This window comes from Streptomyces sp. NPDC057939 (genome assembly GCF_042887545.1).
GTDB lineage: Bacteria > Actinomycetota > Actinomycetes > Streptomycetales > Streptomycetaceae > Streptomyces.
The window spans coordinates 170,993-192,132 of record NZ_JBHVPG010000008.1 but is presented as its reverse complement, the minus strand read 5'-3'; the positions used below and the strand labels follow the sequence as shown (position 1 = coordinate 192,132).

16 protein-coding genes are annotated in these 21,140 nt (G+C 72.1%); 8 read left to right on the top strand and 8 right to left on the bottom strand.

Annotated elements, in window-relative coordinates; genetic code table 11:
• Positions 1-2: 2 nt before the first annotated feature.
• The 5 genes from ACFVS6_RS12675 to ACFVS6_RS12655 all read right to left on the bottom strand — a co-directional run bounded on the left by ACFVS6_RS12675 (position 3) and on the right by ACFVS6_RS12655 (position 6,369).
• Positions 3-935, bottom strand: coding sequence for a branched-chain amino acid ABC transporter permease (locus ACFVS6_RS12675; RefSeq protein WP_281206695.1), 933 nt, complete (start codon positions 933-935; stop codon positions 3-5).
• 114 nt (positions 936-1,049) lie between these two features.
• Entirely contained in the window at positions 1,050-2,285 is a 1,236-nt protein-coding gene (locus ACFVS6_RS12670) for a branched-chain amino acid ABC transporter substrate-binding protein (RefSeq protein WP_389703195.1), read from the bottom strand.
• 543 nt (positions 2,286-2,828) lie between these two features.
• Entirely contained in the window at positions 2,829-3,248 is a 420-nt protein-coding gene (locus ACFVS6_RS12665) for a hypothetical protein (RefSeq protein WP_389703193.1), read from the bottom strand.
• A gap of 323 nt (positions 3,249-3,571) precedes the next feature.
• Positions 3,572-4,045, bottom strand: coding sequence for a PaaI family thioesterase (locus ACFVS6_RS12660; RefSeq protein WP_389703192.1), 474 nt, complete (start codon positions 4,043-4,045; stop codon positions 3,572-3,574).
• Positions 4,046-4,098: 53 nt separating this feature from the next.
• Positions 4,099-6,369 carry an FdhF/YdeP family oxidoreductase gene (locus ACFVS6_RS12655; protein ID WP_389703191.1) on the bottom strand — a complete coding sequence of 757 codons (2,271 nt, stop codon included), beginning with the start codon at positions 6,367-6,369 and terminating at the stop codon, positions 4,099-4,101.
• Between the two features lie 268 nt (positions 6,370-6,637).
• Here ACFVS6_RS12655 and polA point away from each other — a divergent pair, with 268 nt between their 5' ends.
• The gene (gene polA, locus ACFVS6_RS12650) at positions 6,638-9,361 is read left to right on the top strand and encodes a DNA polymerase I (protein WP_389703189.1); all 2,724 of its coding nucleotides are present in this window, start codon (positions 6,638-6,640) and stop codon (positions 9,359-9,361) included.
• A 229-nt stretch (positions 9,362-9,590) separates the two neighbouring features.
• Here polA and ACFVS6_RS12645 read toward each other — a convergent pair whose 3' ends face one another.
• Positions 9,591-10,463, bottom strand: coding sequence for a DUF4184 family protein (locus ACFVS6_RS12645; protein ID WP_389703187.1), 873 nt, complete (start codon positions 10,461-10,463; stop codon positions 9,591-9,593).
• A gap of 146 nt (positions 10,464-10,609) precedes the next feature.
• Here ACFVS6_RS12645 and ACFVS6_RS12640 point away from each other — a divergent pair, with 146 nt between their 5' ends.
• From ACFVS6_RS12640 to ACFVS6_RS12625, 4 genes are all read left to right on the top strand, one after another.
• The gene (locus ACFVS6_RS12640; RefSeq protein WP_389703185.1) at positions 10,610-11,947 is read left to right on the top strand and encodes a lytic transglycosylase domain-containing protein; all 1,338 of its coding nucleotides are present in this window, start codon (positions 10,610-10,612) and stop codon (positions 11,945-11,947) included.
• Between the two features lie 293 nt (positions 11,948-12,240).
• A complete protein-coding gene (locus ACFVS6_RS12635; RefSeq protein WP_389703183.1) occupies positions 12,241-12,720 on the top strand; it encodes a DUF6193 family natural product biosynthesis protein in 480 nt (159 codons plus the stop codon).
• Positions 12,721-12,880: 160 nt separating this feature from the next.
• Complete coding sequence (locus ACFVS6_RS12630) at positions 12,881-13,021, top strand: SPW_0924 family protein (protein ID WP_385584534.1); 141 nt, start codon at positions 12,881-12,883, stop codon at positions 13,019-13,021.
• A 13-nt stretch (positions 13,022-13,034) separates the two neighbouring features.
• Positions 13,035-14,027 (top strand): DUF3068 domain-containing protein, encoded by a 993-nt coding sequence (locus ACFVS6_RS12625; RefSeq protein WP_389703181.1) that lies wholly within the window; start codon positions 13,035-13,037, stop codon positions 14,025-14,027.
• On the opposite strand, the gene hrpB is transcribed toward ACFVS6_RS12625, so the two are convergent.
• Both hrpB and ACFVS6_RS12615 read right to left on the bottom strand, forming a co-directional pair.
• A complete protein-coding gene (gene hrpB, locus ACFVS6_RS12620) occupies positions 14,017-16,536 on the bottom strand; it encodes an ATP-dependent helicase HrpB (RefSeq protein WP_389703179.1) in 2,520 nt (839 codons plus the stop codon). The two genes, ACFVS6_RS12625 and hrpB, sit on opposite strands and share 11 nt — an antisense overlap.
• A 4-nt stretch (positions 16,537-16,540) precedes the next feature.
• Positions 16,541-17,410, bottom strand: a complete 870-nt coding sequence (locus ACFVS6_RS12615) for a class I SAM-dependent methyltransferase (RefSeq protein WP_389703177.1) — start codon at positions 17,408-17,410, stop codon at positions 16,541-16,543.
• A 350-nt stretch (positions 17,411-17,760) separates the two neighbouring features.
• Between ACFVS6_RS12615 and rpsA the strand changes: the two genes are divergently transcribed.
• The 3 genes from rpsA to coaE all read left to right on the top strand — a co-directional run bounded on the left by rpsA (position 17,761) and on the right by coaE (position 21,130).
• Positions 17,761-19,278 carry a 30S ribosomal protein S1 gene (gene rpsA / locus ACFVS6_RS12610; protein ID WP_281206708.1) on the top strand — a complete coding sequence of 506 codons (1,518 nt, stop codon included), beginning with the start codon at positions 17,761-17,763 and terminating at the stop codon, positions 19,276-19,278.
• Between the two features lie 241 nt (positions 19,279-19,519).
• Positions 19,520-20,458, top strand: coding sequence for a PAC2 family protein (locus ACFVS6_RS12605; protein ID WP_389703175.1), 939 nt, complete (start codon positions 19,520-19,522; stop codon positions 20,456-20,458).
• Between the two features lie 60 nt (positions 20,459-20,518).
• On the top strand, positions 20,519-21,130 hold the full coding sequence (coaE, locus tag ACFVS6_RS12600; protein ID WP_389703174.1) for a dephospho-CoA kinase: 612 nt from the start codon (positions 20,519-20,521) through the stop codon (positions 21,128-21,130).
• The last annotated feature ends 10 nt before the right edge of the window (positions 21,131-21,140 follow it).

The following is a 21,140-nucleotide window of genomic DNA, read 5'->3' as shown; positions in this document are numbered from 1 at the left end:
TCTCACGCCCGATCCGCGACGCGCTCACCGAGCAGGCCTTGCGGCCGCACGAGGAGGACGACGATGAGGAGTACGAACGCCCAGACGTTGGACCAGGCTCCACCGCCGAGCTGCTGCATGCCGGGGATCTCTTCGATGTAGGCGATCGAGAGGGCCTCGGCGAGGCCGAGGACGACGCCGCCGACCATGGCTCCGTAGATGTTGCCGATGCCGCCGAGGACGGCCGCGGTGAACGCCTTGAGGCCGAGGATGAAGCCCATCTCGAAGTTGATCTGGCCCTTGTCGAGGCCGTAGGCGACGGCGGCGATGGCGGCGAACGCGGCACCGATGGCGAAGGCCATGACGATGATGCGGTCGGTGTTGATGCCCATCAGCTTCGCGGTGTCCGGGTCCTGCGCGGTGGCCTGCATGGCGCGGCCGCTGCGGCTCTTCGAGACGAAGACGCCGAGGGCGAGCATGCAGAGCGGGGCGAGGATGAGGACGAAGGCGTCGGCGCGCTGGATGGAGAGGCTGTCGGTGAGCTTGAAGGCCTCGCCCTTGAACTCGGGGAAGCTGACTGCCTTCTTGGCGTCCGGGTAGAACTGCCAGACGAGCTGTTGCAGCGCGATCGAGAGGCCGATTGCGGTGATGAGGGGTGCGAGCCGGGGTGCGCTGCGCAGGGGACGGTATGCGAAGCGTTCGGCTCCCATGGCGACGAGGACGGAGACGAGGGAGCCTCCGATGATCATGACGGGTATCGCGATCAGCAGGGAGGTGCCGGTCGGGAGGATGGCGTAGGCGGTGAGGGCGCCGAAGCCGCCGATCATGAAGATCTCGCCGTGGGCGAAGTTGATGAGCTGGACGATGCCGTAGACCATGGTGTACCCGATGGCGATGAGGCCATACAGGGCACCGAGGGCCAGGCCGTTGGCCAGCTGTTGCGGCAGTTCGTGCACCGCAGGGCCTCCGATGAGCGTGTCGGATAAGACTCCGCGCGAGGGCGCTGTTTGCGCCCTCGCGCGGTGGTGGGGTGGTTCAGGTGGTGCGGGTGGTGCGTGGTGCCGTGGGGATTACTGGTTGAACGTGTCGCTCTTGACGTCGATCCACTTGCCGCCCTCGACCTTGTAGACCGTGAGCTGCTTGTTGGTGGTGTCGCCGTTCTCGTCGAAGGCGACCTTGCCGGTCACGCCCTCGAAGGAGACCTTGCCGAGAGCCTCGACGACCTTGGCGCGGGCGTCGGCGGGGAGCTTGCCACCGTTGGCGGCGACGACGGCCTTGACGGCCTGGACGACGGACCAGCCGGCGTCGTAGGAGTAGCCGCCGTAGGCCGCGTACGGGTCCTTGTAGCCGGCTGCCTGGTAGTCGGCGATGAAGGTCTTGGCGGTCGGGAGCTTCTCGACCGGGTAACCGATGGAGGTGGAGAGGTCGCCCTCGTTGGCCTCACCGGAGGCGGTGATGAAGGCGGGGTCCTGGATGCCGTCGCCGCCCATGAGCGGGATCTGCGCGCCGGTCTTCTTGATCTGGTCGGCGAGCAGGCCGCCCTCGGGGTACTGGCCGCCGAAGTAGACGGAGTCGGCGCCGGAGGACTTGACCTTGTCGGCGGTGGAGGAGAAGTCGGTCTCCTTCACGGTCACGTGGTCGGTGCCGACGACCTCGCCGCCGAGCTTCTTGAACTCGTCGGAGAAGATCGCGGCGAGGCCCGCGCCGTAGGTCTGCTTGTCGTCGACGACGAAGACCTTCTTCTTGCCGGCGTCCTTGAAGAGGTACTGGGCGGCGAACTTGCCCTGGACCACGTCGGTGGCGGCGGTGCGGAAGTAGGTCTTGAAGGGGCGCTTGAACTCGCCCTTGCCCCAGTTGTCGCCCTGGCTGAGCGCGGGGTTGGTGTTGGCGGGGGAGACCTGCGCCAGGTTGGCGGAGGCGAAGACGCCCTGCATCTGCTGGGCGACGCCCGAGTTCAGCGGGCCGACGACGCCGAGGACGTCCTTGTTGCCGACGAGCTTGGTGGCGTTCGCCTGGCCGGAGGCGGGGACGGCCTGGTCGTCGAGGGCCTCGACCTTGAACTCGATGCCCGGGACCTCGTTGTTCTTGTTGGCCGTCTTGGCCGCGAGGTCGACCGAGTTCTTGATGCCCTGGCCGAGCGCCGAGAGGGAGCCGGTGAGGGGGGCGTCCACGCCGATGACGACGACGGTCTTCTTGCCGTCGGCGTTGTTGTCGGTGGAGCCTCCGTCGCGCGATCCGCAAGCGGTGAGGGTCAGTGCTCCCGTGGTGATCACGGTGGTGAGGACGAGCAAAGAACGGTGTCGCACGATTCTTCCTTTCCCTGGCGCGGCGCCCTCTTGTCGAGGTGCCGTTAGGTCGCCGGGCCGCACTGGGAGGTACACGGCCGTGCTGATTCGCGCCCGGCGGCGCGGTGACTGGCCGTGACTCTAGGCCCGAGGTGGCGAGCACGGGGAGCCGGGAAAGGAGGATGTGACGCTCTTGTTATGCCAAGGGCAAGAATGCGTGGTGGGAGTGTGGACAGATCGGGCGTTAAGCAACGCCGGAGAATGACCACATGCTGAGAAATACCTGCTGCCCTAAGGGGCTTGAGGCCCTCATGCTCCTGTCTCTGATCAAATTCGGTCGATTGTGGCGGTGAGTGTCCGAAAGAATCCGGGGGGTCGCTTTGTCCGGGGGGAAAAGGGGGATTCCGTATGGCGTGGGTAATACAGAGCGTGACGGACCCCCTTGATCCACTTCGGGTGGATCGATCTTGGTCCGGGTCGCGGGAGGGCTGCGACCTGCGGTTCGGTCGTACGGGAGCACCTGCCCGGAAGACGGACAGCGCGCGCGGATTCCGGTGACCCCGGTCACGTCGGGGGTTTCCGGTCGTCCGAGCTGCCGGTGGCTCCGTCCCGTTCGGCGCAGCGCTGCGCCACGAGTCGGTCGATCAGCTCAAGTGCCTTGCCCTGTCCGGCCGTTCGCTCCTCGGAGCGGCCTGCGGCGACCGCTTCCTCGTGGATGTCGTACTGCTGGTTGGACAGGCCCTTCTGCTCCCAGTCCAGACCGGACCACTTGCCGCCCGTGAGGGTCTCCTTCGCCCAGTAGGACACCAGGCTCGTGCAGACCTGCGCGGGCGTGGAGGGAGCGGGAGCGGCCCGGCCGGGTGTGGTGGCCGTGTCCGGCGTCGGTGCGCCCGGCGAGGTGGAGCCGGCGCATCCGGCGAGGGCGAGCGCCGCGAGGAGCGCCGCGGAGCCGTACCGGACCGCGGCGGGTGGCGGGGTCCCCATGGGGGGACCGTAGGCGGTCACCATCGGTGACACAACAGCGGTGGCCCCCCGACGCGCGGACTGGCGGATTCCGGGCGGTTGGCGGGCTCCGCGGGTCCGGATCCGTCGCGCGGGCCGGCGGGGCGCCGCCGAGCGGGTGTCGGCGGGCGGGCGTCGGCGGGCGGGTGCGGGCGGCCCGCCGGCGACCTGCGGGCGGTCGGCGCCGGCCCGGGTGCGGGAACGGGCCCGGAGTCGCCGGGTGGGCGGTTTCCGGGCCCGTCGAGGGGCTCCTGGGGCGGGCGGGCCCGCGGGGGTTTGGTGGCCCCGGGGTTCCCGCGCGGGGGTCAGGCCCCGGCGGCGGCCTGCTCGGCGTCGCGCAGCAGGCAGGTCAGGCGTGCCGTGCACACCCGGCGGTCCTGCTCGTCGGAGATGACGACCTCGTAGGTGGCGGTGGAGCGTCCCCGGTGGACGGGGGTGGCGACGCCGGTGACGATGCCGGAGCGGGCGCCCCGGTGGTGGGTGCAGTTCAGGTCCACGCCCACGGCGACCTTGGTGATGCCGCCGTGCATCATCGCGCCGACCGACCCGAGGGTCTCGGCGAGGACCGCGGAGGCTCCGCCGTGGAGCAGTCCGTAGGGCTGGGTGTTGCCCTTGACCGGCATGGTGGCGACGACCCGCTCGGCGGAGGCCTCCAGGATGCGGATCTCCATCCGGCGGCCGAGGTCCCCCGCGGAGAACAGCGCGGGCAGGTCTATGCCCAGGGCCGCGTACTCGTCGAGGACTTCCTGCGGGAACTTCACGCTGTGCTGCTCGCCCATGGGCCGGCTCCGTTCGTCAACGATCGTTAACCATTGTGTCCTGGGTCGTTCTATCAGGCCGGTTCGAAGCGCACGACGACGGACTTGCTCGCGGGGGTGTTGCTGGTGTCCGCGGTGGAGTCGAGGGGGACCAGCACGTTGGTCTCCGGGTAGTAGGCGGCGGCGCAGCCGCGGGCGGTCGGGTAGTGCACGACGCGGAAGCCGGGGGCGCGGCGTTCGACGCCGTCCTTCCACTCGCCGACGAGGTCGGTGTAGGAGCCGTCGGCGAGGCCGAGCTCGGCCGCGTCCTCGGGGTTGACCATGACCACGCGGCGGCCGCCGGTGATGCCGCGGTAGCGGTCGTCGAGGCCGTAGATGGTGGTGTTGTACTGGTCGTGACTGCGCAGGGTCTGGAGCAGCAGCCTGCCGGCGGGCAGGTGGGGGTACTCGACGGGGGCGGCGGTGAAGTTGGCCTTGCCGGTTTTGGTGGGGAAGCGGCGTTCGTCGCGGGGGGCGTGGGGGAGCCGGAAGCCGCCGGGGCGGGCGATGCGGGTGTTGAAGTCCTCGAAGCCGGGGATCACGCGGGCGATCCGGTCGCGGACGCCGGCGTAGTCCGCCTCGAACTCCTCCCACGGGGTGGCGGAGCCCCGGCCGAGCACGGCGCGGGCCATGCGGGCCACGATGGCGGGCTCGGAGAGCAGCGAGGGTGAGGCGGGGGCGAGGTTGCCGCGGGAGGCGTGGACCATGCCCATGGAGTCCTCGACGGTCACGAACTGCTTGCCGGAGGCCTGGACGTCCTTGTCGGTGCGGCCGAGGGTGGGCAGGATCAGCGCCCGGCGTCCGGTGACGGCGTGGGAGCGGTTGAGTTTCGTGGACACGTGGACGGTCAGGGAGGCGCGGCGGACCGCGGCCTCGGTGACGTCGGTGTCGGGGGTGGCGCCGACGAAGTTGCCGCCCATGGCGAAGAGGACCTTGGCCCGGCCGTCGCGCAGGGCTTCGATGGAGCGGACGACGTCGTAGCCGTGGCCGCGGGGCGAGGTGATGCCGAACTCGCGGTCGAGGGCGTCGAGGAAGGCCGGCGCGGGGCGTTCGAAGATCCCCATGGTGCGGTCGCCCTGGACGTTGGAGTGGCCGCGCACGGGGCAGACGCCCGCGCCGGGGCGGCCGATGTCGCCGCGCAGTAGGAGCAGGTTGACGACCTCGCGGATGGTGGCGACGGAGTGCTTGTGCTGGGTGAGGCCCATGGCCCAGCAGACGATGGTGCGCCGCGAGGCGAGGACCATCGCGAGGGCGCGTTCGATCTCGGGGCGGGTGAGGCCGGTCGCGGTGAGGGTCTCGGCCCAGTCGGTTTCCTTGGCGGCGGCGGCGAACTCCTCGTATCCGTGGGTGTGTTCGCGGATGAAGGTCTCGTCGGTGGCGTCGCCGGCCTCGATGACGAGTTTGTTGAGGAGTCGGAAGAGGGCCTGGTCGCCGCCGATGCGGATCTGTAGGAACAGGTCGTTGAGGGCGGTGCCCTTGAGCATGCCGAGCGGGGTCTGCGGGTTCTTGAAGCGTTCCATGCCGGCTTCGGGCAGCGGGTTCACCGAGATGATCCTCGCGCCGGCGGACTTGGCCTTCTCCAGGGCGGAGAGCATCCGGGGGTGGTTGGTGCCCGGGTTCTGCCCGGCGACGATGATCAGGTCGGCCTGGTGGAGGTCTTCGAGGGAGACGCTCCCCTTGCCGATGCCGATGGTCTCGTTCAGCGCGGAGCCCGAGGACTCGTGGCACATGTTGGAGCAGTCGGGCAGGTTGTTGGTGCCGAACTCGCGGGCGAAGAGCTGGAAGAGGAACGCGGCCTCGTTGCTGGTGCGGCCGGAGGTGTAGAAGAGGGCCTCGTCGGGGGAGCCGAGGGCGTTCAGCTCCTCCGCGATGATCTCGAAGGCCCGGTCCCAGCCGATCGCCTCGTACCGGTCGCCGCCCTCGGGCAGGTACATCGGCTCCGTTATCCGGCCCTGCTGGCCCAGCCAGTAGCCGGAGCGTTCGGCCAGGTCGGCCAGGGGGTGCTCGGCGAAGAAGGCGGGGGTGACCCTGCGGAGCGTCGCCTCCTCGGCGACGGCCTTGGCGCCGTTCTCGCAGAACTCCGCCGCGTGCCGCTTGTCGCCCTCGGGCCAGGCGCAGCCGGGGCAGTCGAAGCCGTCCTTCTGGTTGACCTTGAGGAGGGTGCGGGCGGTACGGGCCAGGCCCATCTGCGCCTGGGCGACCTTCAGCGTGTGGCCGATCGCCGGCAGGCCCGCGGCCGCGTGCTGCGGCGGCGTGACCTGCGGCGCGTCCTGTACCGGGTCACCTGAGGGCGGCTTGGTCGCCATGGCGCTCTCCTTCGAGCGTGCGTACGGATGCGGCACGTGCGGCCGCATCCTTCGATCCTGTCACGGGTCCCGTTCGCGGGGGAGGGCGGTCGGGGGCCGCCGGGGCCGGGGCGGGGTGCGCCGGGGGCGGCCGGTGGGTCGGATGCGCCGGGTGGGGCGGTGCGGGGGCCGGGCCCCGCGGGCCGCGACCGGCCGGGGCCCGGCCCCGGCGGCCGTGCGGCGATCGTCCGCGCCGGAATTGTCGGCGGGGGCGCCTAGGATCGGGGGCGTGGCAGATTCAGCATCGAAGAAGACCGACCAGACGACCGCAGCGGACCGCCCCCGCCTGATGCTCATGGACGGGCACTCCCTGGCGTACCGGGCGTTCTTCGCGCTGCCCGCGGAGAACTTCACGACCGCGACGGGCCAGCCGACCAATGCCATCTACGGCTTCGCGTCGATGCTGGCGAACACGCTGCGCGACGAGGCGCCCACGCACTTCGCGGTGGCGTTCGACGTGTCGCGCAAGACGTGGCGCTCGACGGAGTTCCCCGAGTACAAGGCGAACCGGTCCAAGACCCCCGACGAGTTCAAGGGGCAGGTCGAGCTGATCGGCGAGCTCCTCGACGCGATGAAGGTGCCGCGGTTCGCGGTCGACGGTTTCGAGGCCGACGACGTGATCGCGACGCTGACGACGCAGGCCGAGGCGCTCGGCTTCGACGTCCTGATCGTCACCGGTGACCGTGACTCCTTCCAGCTGGTCTCCGAGCACACGACGGTGCTGTACCCGACCAAGGGCGTCTCCGAGCTGACCCGGTTCACGCCGGAGAAGGTCGAGGAGAAGTACGGGCTCACCCCGCAGCAGTACCCGGACTTCGCGGCGCTGCGCGGCGACCCGTCCGACAACCTGCCGGGCATCCCGGGCGTCGGGGAGAAGACCGCCGCCAAGTGGATCACCCAGTTCGGGTCGTTCGCGGAGCTCGTGGAGCGGGCCGAGGAGGTCAAGGGCAAGGCCGGGCAGAACTTCCGGGACCACCTGGAGGCCGTCAAGCTCAACCGGGTCCTGACCGAGATGGTCAAGGACGTCGAGCTGGCGAAGACCCCCGCCGACCTGGCCCGGGCCCCCTACGACCGGTCCGCGGTGACCGGCGTGCTCGACGTACTGGAGATCCGCAACGCCTCGCTGCGCGAGCGGCTGCTCGCCGTCGACCCGGGCGCCGCCGAGGACGAGGCGCCCGTCCCGGCGGCGGCAGCCGTGGAACTGGACGGTTCGGTGCTGGGCACCGGCGAGCTGGCGCCGTGGCTGGAGAGCCACGGGGCGGGCCCGCTGGGCGTGTCCACCGTCGACAGCTGGGCGCTGGGCCAGGGCAACGTCAGCGAGATCGGGCTGGCCGCGGCCGGCGGGGCGGCCGCCTGGTTCGAACCGTCCGAGCTGGACGAGGCCGACGAGAAGGCCTTCGCGGCCTGGGCGGCCGACGAGAAGAAGCCCAAGGTCGTGCACAACGCCAAGGGCCTCATGCGGGTCTTCCCCGAGCACGGCTGGACGCTGGCCGGCGTCACCATGGACACCGCCCTCGCCGCCTACCTCGTCAAGCCGGGCCGGCGTTCCTTCGCGCTGGACGTGCTGTCCAACGAGTACCTGCACCGCGAACTGGCACCCGCCGCGGCCGACGGGCAGCTGGCCTTCGGCGCCGACGAGACGGCCGAGGCGGACGCCCTGATGGGACAGGCCCGCGCCGTCCTCGACCTCGGCGACGCCCTCACGACGAAGCTCGACGAGGTCGGGGCGACGGAACTGCTCCACGACATGGAGCTGCCCACCTCCGAGCTGCTGGCCCGGCTGGAACGGGCCGGCATCGCCGCCGACCGGGACCACCTCGAAGGCATGGAGCAGCAGTTCGCCGGAGCCGTGCAGCAGGCGGTGAAGGAGGCGCACGCGGCGGTCGGCCACGAGTTCAACCTCGGGTCGCCCAAGCAGCTCCAGGAGGTGTTCTTCGGCGAGCTGGACCTGCCGAAGACGAAGAAGACCAAGACCGGCTACACGACCGACGCGGACGCGCTGGCCTGGCTGGCCGGCCAGACCGACCACGAACTCCCGGTGATCATGCTCCGACACCGGGAGCAGGCCAAGCTCCGCGTCACCGTCGAGGGCCTGGTCAAGTCGATCGCCGCCGACGGCCGGGTCCACACCAGCTTCAGCCAGACCGTCGCCGCGACCGGACGACTGTCCTCCACCGACCCGAACCTGCAGAACGTGCCGGTGCGCACCGACGAGGGCCGCGCCATCCGCCGCGGCTTCGTCGTCGGCGAGGGCTACGAGTCGCTGATGACGGCCGACTACAGCCAGATCGAGCTGCGGGTCATGGCGCACCTCTCCGAGGACGAGGGCCTCATCGAGGCGTTCGCCACCGGCGAGGACCTCCACACCACCGTGGCCTCCCAGGTGTTCGGCGTCGAGCGCTCCCAGGTCGACGCCGAGATGCGCCGCAAGATCAAGGCCATGTCGTACGGCCTGGCGTACGGGCTGTCCGCGTTCGGCCTCGCCCAGCAGCTGAACATCGAGCCGGCCGAGGCCCGCGGGCTGATGGACACCTTCTTCGAGCGGTTCGGCGGGGTCCGCGAGTACCTCCAGCGCGTGGTCGACGAGGCCCGCGCCACCGGGTACACGGCGACCGTCTTCGGGCGCCGCCGCTACCTGCCCGACCTCAACAGCGACAACCGCCAGCGCCGCGAGGCCGCCGAGCGGATGGCGCTGAACGCCCCGATCCAGGGCACCGCCGCGGACATCGTCAAGGTAGCCATGCTCCGCGTCGACAAGGCCATCACCGAGGCGGGCCTCAAGTCGCGGATGCTGCTCCAGGTCCACGACGAAATCGTCCTGGAGATCGCCCCCGGCGAGGCCGAGCGGGTCGAGGAACTGCTGCGCCGCGAGATGGGCGCCGCCGTGGAACTCCGAGCCCCGCTCGACGTTTCCGTCGGCGTCGGCGACGACTGGGAGTCCGCCGCGCACTGACCCGCCCGCCACCCGTACGGATGCCCGCCCCCTCGCACCGAGGGGGCGGGCATCCGCACGAGCGGCCCGGCTAGGGCGTGTTCCAGAAGTCCCGCCTGGCCCGCGGCGTCTGGCACCGCACCTCGCCGCGTTGTCGGAATCGCCCGAGTACGTCCAGTACGCGGGCGACCCTCCGCCTTGCGAGGCACGGCACCGGACGCCGCGGGCCACGCCCTCCGGGCGCCCGGCGCTACTTCCGAAACACCCCCTGGCGGGCGCCGGCGGGCGTGCGCGCCTCGCGGTCCGGGCGGCGGTCGCCGTCGTGGCGGTGACGCAGACGGAACAGGACCCCGTACAGCAGCAGGGCCACGGCGAGGCCGCCGCCCGCGCCGAAACAGACGGTCGGGATGATGTCGAGCGGGCTGTCGATCCGGTCGAAGAACGTGTACCAGCGGATCACCCTCATCGTGACCCCCACCGCCACGCACACGGCGAACAGCGCGAGGGCGCCCAGGAACTCCGCACGGCCGAGCACCGGCACCGACGCCGGAGCGGTCCCCTCCGGCAGCCGCCGCAGGCCGGTCGCCACGAACCAGAACAGGACGCAGGCGGCGAGCGCGGACGAGCCGTACTGGACGTAGGAGTAGAGCGGCAGCCCGAACGCGAGCGGTTCGCCGAGCTCCGGCAGCGCGTTCGTGCCCCAGCGGTCCAGGTGGGTGAAGCTGTCCCACACGACGTGCGTGAGGGAACCGGCCACCGCCGAGACGTAGAACCACAGGACGAGCGAGGACGGCCGCCGGCCCCGCCAGTGCTCGCCGCGCACGAAGGCGTGGACGCGGCCCTGACGGCGCCGGGGCAGCAGCGCGATCAGCGGCTCGCGCAGCAGCAGCCAGCACGCGACGAGGACGGCGGTCAACACGGCGTCCACGGTGACGATGCCCGGCAGGGAATGCGTGAACGTGCCGTAGGCCATCACGCCCTCGACGACCGCGTCCATGAAGTAGAACGTGTCCGGCGCGAATGACCCCAGAACCAGTGCGGAAGCCACCAGGGGCCCCCGGGCCCGCCCGGTCCGGCGGACGGCCGGAAGTACGGCAGCCGCATGGCTGAGAGTGAACGGCACGGTGCTTCTCCTCGGTGCGGAACGTCGGGACAGTATGCGTGACCTGCACAGGACGTGGGGATGTCGTGAAATCCGGGTCGCGGTTCGTGCTCCGTGAAGGGAGTTGACGTAGGGTCACGCGGACGTCTAGGGGAGGGGTCCGGCTCATGGCGGCTCGAATAATCGGACGCAGGCTGCGCAGGGGTGGTTTCGCCGCGGTGATCTCGGCGCTCGTCGTGGCCGCGGTGACCGGCTCGCAGGGCCCGAACGACGGGAGCGCCGGCCGGATGGCCGCCGCGGGAGAGGGCAGCGCACAGCCCGCCCCGACCGTCGCGGGATCCGGCGGCGACTCCACCTACTTCACCGAACTGCCGCCCCTGCCGAGCCCCGAACCGCCCGCCGTCGTACTCCCGGTGGACGGGGCGACCCCGGCCGCGACACCGACCCCGGTGCCCGCCCCCACGCCGGTGCCCGCCGCGGCGGACACCCCGCGCACCGAGCCGGTGACCGTCCTGGAGGGCGCCAAGGGGATACCGGCGAGCGTGCTCGCCGCGTACCGGCGGGCCGAGCAGAAGGTCGGCGAGACCGACCCCGGGTGCGGACTGCGCTGGCAACTCCTCGCCGCCATCGGCAAGGTCGAGTCCGGGCAGGCGGGCGGCGGTCGGGTCGACGCCGCCGGGACCACGTTGCGCCCGATCCTCGGCCCCGTCCTCAACGGCAACGGCTTCGCGAACATCTCCGACACCGACGGCGGGGCCTACGACGGCGACTCCCGCTACGACCGGGCCGTCGGCCCGATGCAGTTCATCCCCTCGACCTGGGCGTCCTGGGGCCAGGACGCCGACGGCGACGGGCGGCGCAACCCGAACAACATCCACGACGCGGCGCTGGCCGCCGGCCGCTACCTGTGCGCGGGCACCCGGGACCTGCGGACCCCGGGGGACCTGGACCGGGCCGTGCTCTCCTACAACCAGTCCACCGAGTACCTGCGGACGGTGCGGTCCTGGTTCGCGTACTACCTCGCGGGCGCCCACGAGGTCCCGGACGGCACGGGCCCCGGAACCGGGCCGGGTACGGGTACGGGTACCGGAACCGGACCCGGTACGGGAACCCCGGCGGGCCGGCCGGGCACGAAGCCGACCCCGGGTCCGGTGACCACACCGACGCCGAAGCCGAGCCCCACGCCGGACCCGAAGCCGACTCCGAAGCCGACTCCGACGCCTGATCCCAAGCCGACGCCCACGCCCACCCCGACGCCCACCCCGACTCCGACTCCGACGCCCACCCCGACCCCCAAGCCGACGCCGACCCCGACGCCCACTCCCACCCCGACGCCGACCCCCACACCCACCCCGACGGGCAGCCCGACCCCCGCGCCGAGCCCGACCCCGAAGCCCACCGCGAGCCCGACCGCCACCGCCCGGCCCACCACCCCCGCGCCGAGCCCCACGGCCCCGGGGAAGTCGGCCCCGGCGCCCGCGGCGAGCCCGAGCGGCACTCCGTAGCCGCAACCGCAGGAACGGCGCGGGCACCCCGGGGCCGGGGGTCGACGTCGACCCCCGGTGCCGCCTGCGCCGCCAACACCACTGCGAGCGGCCGACGTTGGTGGACGCCCGGGCGTCGGTCGTGACGGCCGCCCCGCCCGGGTGTGCGCGCCCCGCCGCACCCGGCGGGGGAGGCGGCCGGGCCCGACGTCATCGCGCCATCGCGACCGGCCCGGACGTCCCGGCCGCGCCGGCGAATACTCGCCTGCTCACCACCCCTGGTCAGGGCCGGTGCCCGCCGCCAGACTGGCGCGATGAACGACAACGTTGACGTCCCCGCGGCCGAAAGACCCCTCCTGCCCCGGCCCGTCCTCCCCGACCTGGCCGCCGCGCGCCTGCGCGGACCGGCGGAGTTCGTCGAGGTGAGTTGGCAACGGCTGCTGCTGAGCTGGCGGGCCATGCGCGACCACCAGTTGGAGTCCCGACCGGATCGGCCGTACCCGCCGATCGTCCCGCTGCTGGAGGCCGCGTACGCCGAGCCGAGGCTGCGGCAGCTGTACCCCTTCACCAGCCACCACAGCCTGAACCTCAGCAGCTGCACCCAGTTCCCGTACGTCGTGCGGGTGCCGGCCGTGGACCCGCTGCCCGACGGGCGGTTCAGGGTCCGGCTCGCCCGCAGCGGCGGCGTGTTCGGCTGGGCCGACACCGCCGAGGAGGCCGTGGCGCTCGTCGCCGCGCACATCCCGCCGGGGCTCGGCCCGGCGGTGACCCGCGCCGAGGACGTCGACGAGTGACGCGGGGGCCGCGGCCCCCGCTCCGGCGCGGACCGCGGCCGCTCGCCCCGTCCCCCCGCCGGCGATCCCCGCGATCACCGCACGAGACGGTTCTCATCTCGCCCCCGCGTTGCTACGGTGCCCCATCTCTGACGCCCTATCAGATTTCGGAGGCCCCGGCATGCGCGCTCTCGTCGCCGCCGCCATCGGGCTGGCCGCCGCGCTCGCCCTCGTCCTCGCCATCACGGCGGCAGGGGCGCCGGAGGGCAGGACCTCGCCCAAGCCGCTGCTCACCACCGCGCCCCCCGCGCCCGGAAAGTAGAGGAGGCCCGGCCATGCGACGCAGAGCGAGCCTCGTCCTGCTTGCCCTCGCCGTGTTCTGCGCGGCCCTCGCACCCCTGCTGCGCTGGTACGCGTACCCGCGGCTCGCCAAGATCCCGCCGAACCAGTACCAGGAGATGGTGCTGGAGGCGAAGGACGCCACCCTCATCGACTACAACGACGGCATGAAGCCCAAGAAGGTGGACAAGGTCACCATCGTCCAGACCCTCAAGGGCAACGTCGAGGCCTCCGAGGAGATCGAGGCCGACGCAGGCAAGGACGTCGTCGTCTGGGACACGCTGTCCTACATCATCGGCCCGGACGGGAAGATGGTCTCGCAGATCCCCGAGCGCTACATCTTCGACGCCCACACCCAGGACCCGGTCCACGCGACCGGCGAGATGGTCGACGGCGACCCGGTCAAGCGCGAGGGCATCGAGTTCAAGTGGCCCTTCTTCACCGAGCCCCGCGACTACCTCTACTTCGACGCGCAGACCCGGACGTCCTCGCCCATCCACTACGTCGGACCACGCACCTACCGGGGCATGGAGGTCTACTACTTCGAGCAGACCGTCCCGTGGACCAAGGTCCCCATGCCGAAGAAGATGCCCATCGAAGGCATCGACCCGGCCACCATCGAGCAGACCACCGGAACCAGCCTCTGGTACACGGTCAAGGCGATGTTCTGGGTCGACCCGGTCACCGGGGCACCCGTCAACGCCGAACAGGTCATCCAGCAGGAGATGCGCGGCGGGATCGCGGCGGCCGGCCCCGACGGCAAGCTGACCGCCTTCGCCGGACACGTCAAGATGCGCCCCGACTACGCCGAGCACACCCTCGAACTCGTCAAGTCGAACCGTACGAAGGTCCTCGCGCTGCACACCTGGGCGCCCGGCGGACTCGCCCTCGGCGCCCTGGGCCTCCTCGCCCTCTCCCTCTGGCTGGAGGCCCGGGGCCGCCGAGGCCGGGAGCCCGACCCGCACCCCCGGGAAGCGGTCAGCGTCTGAGCCGGGCGTTGGTGTGGCGGGTGGGCTCGGCGGTCGCCGGGTCCTCCGGCCACGGGTGCTTCGGATAACGGCCGCGCAGCTCGGCGCGCACCGCCCGGTAGCCGCCCCGCCAGAACGAGGCGAGGTCGGCGGTCACCGCGGCGGGCCGCCCGGCTGGCGACAGCAGGTGGACGAGTACGGGAACCCCCGCCACCCGGGGCGTCTCGGCCAGCCCGAACAGTTCCTGGAGCTTCACCGCCAGCACGGGCTGCTCGCCGGAGTAGTCGACCCGGATCCGGGAACCGCTCGGCACCGGCAACCGCTCGGGAGCCAGCTCGTCCAGCCGGCCCGCCTCCCCGCCGGCCCACGGCAGCAACCGGTTCAGGCCCTGCCCGGCATCGATCCGGCCCAGGTCGGCGCGGCGGCGCGCCCGGGACAACTCCGGCTCCAGCCAGTCGTCGGCCCGCTCCAGCAGCGCGGCGTCGTCGGCCACGTCGGGCCAGCCGCCGCCCAGCGTGCGGTGCAGGAAACCCAGCCGGGCCCGGAGCGCCCGCGCGTCCTCGGACCAGCGCAGCAGCCCCAACCCCTCCGCGGCCAGCCCTTCCAGCAGCGCGGCCCGTACGAGGGTCGGGTCGGGGGCGCGCAGCGGGCGGACCGTGAGCTCGATCGCGCCGAGCCGTTCGACGGAGCGGGCGACCACGTCGCCCGCCTCCCAACGCACCTCCTCACCACCGCCCAGCAGGTGCCCGCAGGCGGCACGGGCCGTCTCCTCGTCGATGACGGCGGCGAGCCGCACCCGGGCGGACGTGGCGTGGGCCGCCCGGTCGGCGACCGCGACCGCCAGCCAGGGCGCGCCGCGCAACGGCGATCCGTCCCCCACCTCGGCCCCCGTCCCGGAGGCCATCAGGAACGCCCCGCCCCCCTTGGCCGCGGCGACCCGCTCGGGGAAGGCCAGGGCGGCCACCAGCCCGGCGGCCCCGTCGTCCGAGAGGGCCGCCCTCCCCGCGACGTCCTTGCCGGCGGCGTCCGGGGTTCCCGCCGCGCGCTCCAGGCGGCGGCACTCCGCGCGCCAGCGCGCCGCGTAGCCGTCGCCGCCCCGCCGGGCCGCCCGCCAGGCGGCGGCCAGGTCGTCCCCGTACTCCCGCGGCGGTTCCTCGCTGAGCAGCGCCACCAACTCGGCCGCCCGGCGGGCGCCCAACGCGGCCGAACCGTCCAGCAGGGCGCGCGCCAACCGCGGGTGCAGCCCCAGCCGGGCCATCCGCAGCCCGCGCGCGGCCGGCCTGCCGGAGTCGTCCACCGCGCCGACGGCGAGCAGCACCTCCCGCGCCGCGGCCATGGCGCCGGCCGGCGGCGGGTCCAGCAACGCCAACCCGGACGCCTCCGGGTCGCCCCAGCAGGCGGCCTGCAGCGCGAACTGCGCCAGGTCCGCGATCCGGATCTCGGGCGAGGGGAAGGCCGGCAGCCGGGAGTCCTCGGCCCGCTCCCAGCACCGGTACACCACGCCCGGCGCCTCCCGCCCGGCCCGGCCCGCCCGCTGGCGGCCCGAAGCGCGGGACGCCCGTACGGTCGTCAGCGCGCCCAGCCCCCGCGCGTGGTCCACCCGCGGCTCGCGGGCCAGCCCGGAGTCCACGACCACCCGTACGCCGGGCACGGTCAGGCTCGACTCGGCCACCGCCGTCGACAGGATCACCCGGCGGTGGTCCGCCGCGGTCAGCGCCGCGTCCTGCACGGCCGCCGGGGCCCGGCCGTGGACCTGGAGCACCTCCGCGTCGACACCGCCCAGCTGCCCGGCGACCCGGGCGATCTCGCCCACCCCCGGCAGGAAGCACAACACGTCGCCGGAACGTTCCGCCAGAGCCCGTCGCACCACCGACGCCACATGCGTCAGCTGCGCCGGATCCACCCGCATCCCGTGCGGCGGCCGCACCGGCCGCGCCGGCGGCGCCCACACCGTCTCCACCGGGTGGGCGACCCCGGCGGCCTCCACCACCGGGGCGTCGCCCAGCAGCCGCGCCCAGCCCGCCGCGTCCGTCGTCGCCGACGCCGCGACCAGACGCAGCTCCGGGCGCAGGGTCGCGCGCACGTCCAGGAGGAACGCGGCGACGGTGTCGGCGTCCAGATGCCGTTCGTGGCACTCGTCCAGGACCACCACGTCCGTGCCGGCCAGTTCCTGGTCCCGCTGGAGGCGCTGGAGCAGCACGCCCGTGGTCACCACCTCCACCACGGTCCCCGCGCCCACGACCCGCTCGCCGCGCACGGTGAAACCCACCGATCCGCCCGGCCGCTCGCCCAGCAGCCAGGCCATCCGGCGCGCCGCCGCCCGGGCGGCGATCCGGCGCGGCTCGGCCACCACGACCCGGCGCCGCGGTCCGCCGCCGACCAGCCCGGCCAGCACCAGCGGCACCAGCGTGGTCTTGCCGGTGCCGGGCGGGGCGCACAGCACGGCAGTGCCGCGGGCGTCCAGCGCGGAGACGAGGGCGGGCACGGCCTCCCGTACGGGAAGGGCGTCGAGGTCGGCCTGGCGGATCAAGGGGTCAGTCCCTCTCGCACACGAAGATCGCGGTCCCCGGGATCAGGTTGCCGCGCAGCGGGGACCAGCCGCCCCACTCCTGGGCGTTCCATTCGGGCCACTCCGGCTCGACGAGGTCCACCAGGCGGAACCCGCCCGCGACCACGTCCCGGACCCGGTCCCCGATCGTGCGGTGGTGCTCGACGTAGACGGCGTCGCCGTCCTCGTCCTGCTCCACGTACGGGGTCCGGTCGAAGTAGGAGGCCGCGACGGAGAGCCCCTCGGGGCCGGGCTCGTCGGGGAAGGCCCAGCGGATCGGGTGGGTGACGGAGAAGACCCAGCGGCCGCCCGGGCGCAGCACCCGGCGGACCTCGCGCATCACGTTCACCGGGTCGGCGACGAAGGGGACCGCGCCGTAGGCGGAACAGGCCAGGTCGAACGAGCCGTCCCGGAAGGGGAGCCTCCCGGCGTCCGCCTCGACGAGCCGGACCGCCGGCTGATCGGAGCCGTCGATGCGCAGGGCGTGCTGGAGCTGGCGGTGCGAGAGGTCGAGCGCCACCGGGCGGGCGCCCCGGGCGGCGAGCCACCGGGAGCACTGCGCGGCGCCGGCGCCGATCTCCAGGACGTCCTTGCCCTTGAGGGAGGACGCCGGACCGAGGAGGGCCGCATCCGCCTCGTCGAGCCCCTCGGGTCCCCAGACGAAGCGGTCGTCGCCGAGGAAGGCGCCGTGCTCGCTCTGGTAGTCGTCGGCGTTGCGGTCCCACCAGCCACGGTTGGCGCGACTGCTCTCCGCGTCCCCGGCGTCACGCCGGGTGGCCCGAGCGTCGTCCTCGACGCCGCCGTCCGACCCGTGGCCGTCTTCCGAGGTGTGCTTGTCGTAGGACTCTTGGTTCATGGGGCCCGTCGTCGTAGTCTGCGGATGGCTCGGAAAATCCATGTGGATTGCCCATCGGGGCTGCTGTGCCCACGAATTGTGCCGGTTGTGCGGTGATCTGCCCGGGGTGTGCGCCTTCGCGCATTGACCCTGTCCTGCTGCCCCCGTATGCTACAAGTTGCGCTGCGAGCCTGTGCTCCTCAGACCTAGCAGGCTGCGCTTGCCTCTGTTGATGTCCCCTCGGTTTTCGAGGCCCTCCCGCTCGTGCGGATCTGGGCTTCCTTGGCTGTCCGGCTTCGGCAGATGCCGATAAGGGCTCCCGGCGTAGCAGTACCTACGACTTTCTGTCCGTAACCGGAGCCCTTTCCCACATGACGAGCAGCACCGAGACCACCGCCACCACCCCTCCGCAGGTAGCGGTCAACGACATCGGCGACGCGGACGCGTTCCTCGCGGCGATCGACGAGACGATCAAGTACTTCAACGACGGCGACATCGTCGACGGCGTCATCGTCAAGGTGGACCGGGACGAGGTTCTCCTCGACATCGGTTACAAGACGGAGGGCGTGATCCCGAGCCGCGAGCTCTCGATCAAGCACGACGTCGACCCGAACGAGGTCGTCAAGGTCGGCGACGAGATCGAGGCCCTGGTTCTCCAGAAGGAGGACAAGGAAGGCCGTCTGATCCTGTCCAAGAAGCGCGCTCAGTACGAGCGTGCCTGGGGCACGATCGAGAAGATCAAGGAAGAAGACGGCATCGTCACCGGTACCGTCATCGAGGTCGTCAAGGGTGGTCTCATCCTCGACATCGGCCTCCGTGGCTTCCTGCCGGCCTCTCTCGTCGAGATGCGTCGCGTCCGCGACCTCCAGCCCTACGTGGGCAAGGAGCTCGAGGCGAAGATCATCGAGCTGGACAAGAACCGCAACAACGTGGTCCTGTCCCGCCGCGCCTGGCTCGAGCAGACCCAGTCCGAGGTTCGCCAGACGTTCCTCACCACCCTGCAGAAGGGTCAGGTCCGCTCCGGCGTCGTCTCCTCGATCGTCAACTTCGGTGCCTTCGTGGACCTGGGCGGCGTCGACGGTCTCGTGCACGTCTCCGAGCTGTCCTGGAAGCACATCGACCACCCGTCCGAGGTTGTCGAGGTCGGCCAGGAAGTCACCGTCGAGGTCCTCGACGTCGACATGGACCGCGAGCGTGTCTCCCTGTCGCTGAAGGCGACGCAGGAAGACCCGTGGCAGCAGTTCGCCCGGACCCACCAGATCGGCCAGGTCGTCCCGGGTAAGGTCACCAAGCTGGTTCCGTTCGGTGCGTTCGTCCGCGTGGACGAGGGCATCGAGGGTCTGGTCCACATCTCCGAGCTGGCCGAGCGCCACGTGGAGATCCCGGAGCAGGTCGTCCAGGTCAACGACGAGATCTTCGTCAAGGTCATCGACATCGACCTTGAGCGTCGCCGGATCTCGCTGTCGCTGAAGCAGGCCAACGAGTCCTTCGGTGCCGACCCGGCGTCGGTCGAGTTCGACCCGACCCTGTACGGCATGGCCGCGTCCTACGACGACCAGGGCAACTACATCTACCCCGAGGGCTTCGACCCCGAGACCAACGACTGGCTCGAGGGCTTCGACACCCAGCGCGAGACGTGGGAGCGCCAGTACGCCGAGGCGCAGGTTCGCTTCGAGCAGCACCAGGCGCAGGTCATCAAGAGCCGCGAGGCCGACGAGGCCGCTGCCGCCGAGGGTGCTGCCGCCCCGGCCGCCGGTGGCAACACCGGTGGTGGCGCCAGCCTCTCCGGTGGTTCGTACTCCTCGGAGTCGGACGAGACCTCGGGCGCCCTGGCGTCCGACGAGGCCCTGGCCGCGCTCCGCGAGAAGCTGGCCGGCGGCCAGAGCTGATCGCAGCGCGCATCACACTCCGGTGTGAGTTGAGCTGAGCCCAACGGCGAGGCCCGTCCCCTTCGGGGGGCGGGCCTTTCCGCGTTCCAGGCCCCCGGCCCGACCCGCGCGCGGGGGCGGGCCCACACCCGTCGAGTGCCGTCCCGCGGTGTCGCAATCCCGCGAAGGGCGTCAACTGGGGAATGCCGACGGCGCCTTGGACGTTCTTGGCAGAGAACGCCACGAGGGAGGAATGGTGACAGTGCTTGATCCACAGGGTTTGTACGAATGGGACGCCAAGGGCCTGGCGGTGGCCGACCTGGCGCTGGCCCAGGACTCGGCCGGACTGGTCATGCTCTACCACTTCGAGGGGTACATCGACGCGGGAGAGGCCGGCGAGCAGATCGTCGAGCGACTCCTGGAGACCCTGCCCCACCAGGTGGTCGCCCGCTTCGACGCGGACCGTCTCGTGGACTACCGGGCCCGCCGGCCGCTGCTGACCTTCCAACGCGACCACTGGACCGAGTTCGAGGAACCCCGCCTGGAGGTCCGCCTCGTGCAGGACGCCACCGGCGCACCCTTCCTGCTGTTCTCCGGCCCCGAGCCGGACGTGGAGTGGGAGCGTTTCGCGGTCGCCGTCCGACAGATCATCGAGCGGCTCGGGGTCAGGCTCTCCGTCAACTTCCACGGCATCCCGATGGGCGTCCCGCACACCCGGCCCGTCGGCATCACCCCGCACGGCAACCGGACCGACCTGATGCCAGGCCACCGCAGCCCGTTCGAGGAGGCACAGGTCCCCGGCAGCGCGGAATCGCTCGTCGAGTTCCGACTGGCCCAGTCCGGGCACGACGTCCTCGGCGTCGCCGCGCACGTACCGCACTACGTCGCCCGCTCCCCGTACCCCGACGCGGCCCTGACCGCGCTGGAGGCGATCACCGCGGCGACCGGTCTGGTCCTGCCCGCCGTCGCGCACGCCCTGCGGACCGAGGCGCACCGCACGCAGACCGAGATCGACCGGCAGATCCGCGAGGGCGACGAGGAACTCGTCACCCTCGTCCAGGGCCTGGAGCACCAGTACGACGCCGCCGCGGGCGCCGAAACCCGCGGCAACATGATCGCCGAACCGGCCGAGATCCCCTCGGCGGACGAGATCGGGCGCGAGTTCGAGCGGTTCCTGGCGGAACGCGAGGGAGAGCTGTAGTCCGCCGCGGGGGCCCGGGGGCCTGGTCGCGGGCTTCCGGCGGGGCCTAGGGTGTCGACCATGTTGAAGGTGGGCCTGACAGGCGGAATCGGTGCCGGCAAGAGCGAGGTCTCGCGGTTGCTGGCGGGGTACGGGGCGGTGGTCGTCGACGCCGACCGGATCGCGCGGGAGGTCGTGGAACCCGGCACGCCGGGTCTCGCGGCCGTGGTGGAGGCCTTCGGGGAGTCCGTGCTCACCGAGGCCGGAGAACTCGACCGGCCCGCCCTGGGGGCCGTCGTGTTCGGCGACCCGCAGAAGCTGCGCACCCTGAACGCGATCGTGCACCCGCTGGTCGGGGCCCGTTCCGCCGAGTTGGAGGGCGCGGCCGGGCCCGACGCGATCGTCGTGCACGACGTACCACTGCTCGCGGAGAACGGCCTCGCCCCCCTCTACGACCTCGTCGTGGTCGTCGACGCCTCCCCCGAAACGCAGCTGGCCAGGCTGACGGCGCGGCGCGGGATGACCGAGGAGGACGCGCGGGCCCGCATGGCGGCCCAGGCCACCCGCGAACAGCGGCTCGCGGTGGCCACGATCGTCATCGACAACGACGGGCCGCTGGAAGCGCTGGAACCCCAGGTGCGGACGGTGTGGGACGAGCTCACGAAGCGGGCCGGCGGGGACGCCGGGCCCTGAGGCCGACGCA

What these genes read in the sequence shown, in the direction of transcription:
- ACFVS6_RS12665 (WP_389703193.1), bottom strand. Translation starts at nt 3,248, where the DNA reads ATGGGGACCCCGCCACCCGCCGCGGTCCGGTACGGCTCCGCGGCGCTC.
- ACFVS6_RS12660 (WP_389703192.1), bottom strand. Translation starts at nt 4,045, where the DNA reads ATGGGCGAGCAGCACAGCGTGAAGTTCCCGCAGGAAGTCCTCGACGAG.
- ACFVS6_RS12655 (WP_389703191.1), bottom strand. Translation starts at nt 6,369, where the DNA reads ATGGCGACCAAGCCGCCCTCAGGTGACCCGGTACAGGACGCGCCGCAG.
- ACFVS6_RS12640 (WP_389703185.1), top strand. Translation starts at nt 10,610, where the DNA reads ATGGCGGCTCGAATAATCGGACGCAGGCTGCGCAGGGGTGGTTTCGCC.
- ACFVS6_RS12635 (WP_389703183.1), top strand. Translation starts at nt 12,241, where the DNA reads ATGAACGACAACGTTGACGTCCCCGCGGCCGAAAGACCCCTCCTGCCC.
- ACFVS6_RS12630 (WP_385584534.1), top strand. Translation starts at nt 12,881, where the DNA reads ATGCGCGCTCTCGTCGCCGCCGCCATCGGGCTGGCCGCCGCGCTCGCC.
- ACFVS6_RS12625 (WP_389703181.1), top strand. Translation starts at nt 13,035, where the DNA reads ATGCGACGCAGAGCGAGCCTCGTCCTGCTTGCCCTCGCCGTGTTCTGC.
- ACFVS6_RS12615 (WP_389703177.1), bottom strand. Translation starts at nt 17,410, where the DNA reads ATGAACCAAGAGTCCTACGACAAGCACACCTCGGAAGACGGCCACGGG.
- rpsA (WP_281206708.1), top strand. Translation starts at nt 17,761, where the DNA reads ATGACGAGCAGCACCGAGACCACCGCCACCACCCCTCCGCAGGTAGCG.
- coaE (WP_389703174.1), top strand. Translation starts at nt 20,519, where the DNA reads ATGTTGAAGGTGGGCCTGACAGGCGGAATCGGTGCCGGCAAGAGCGAG.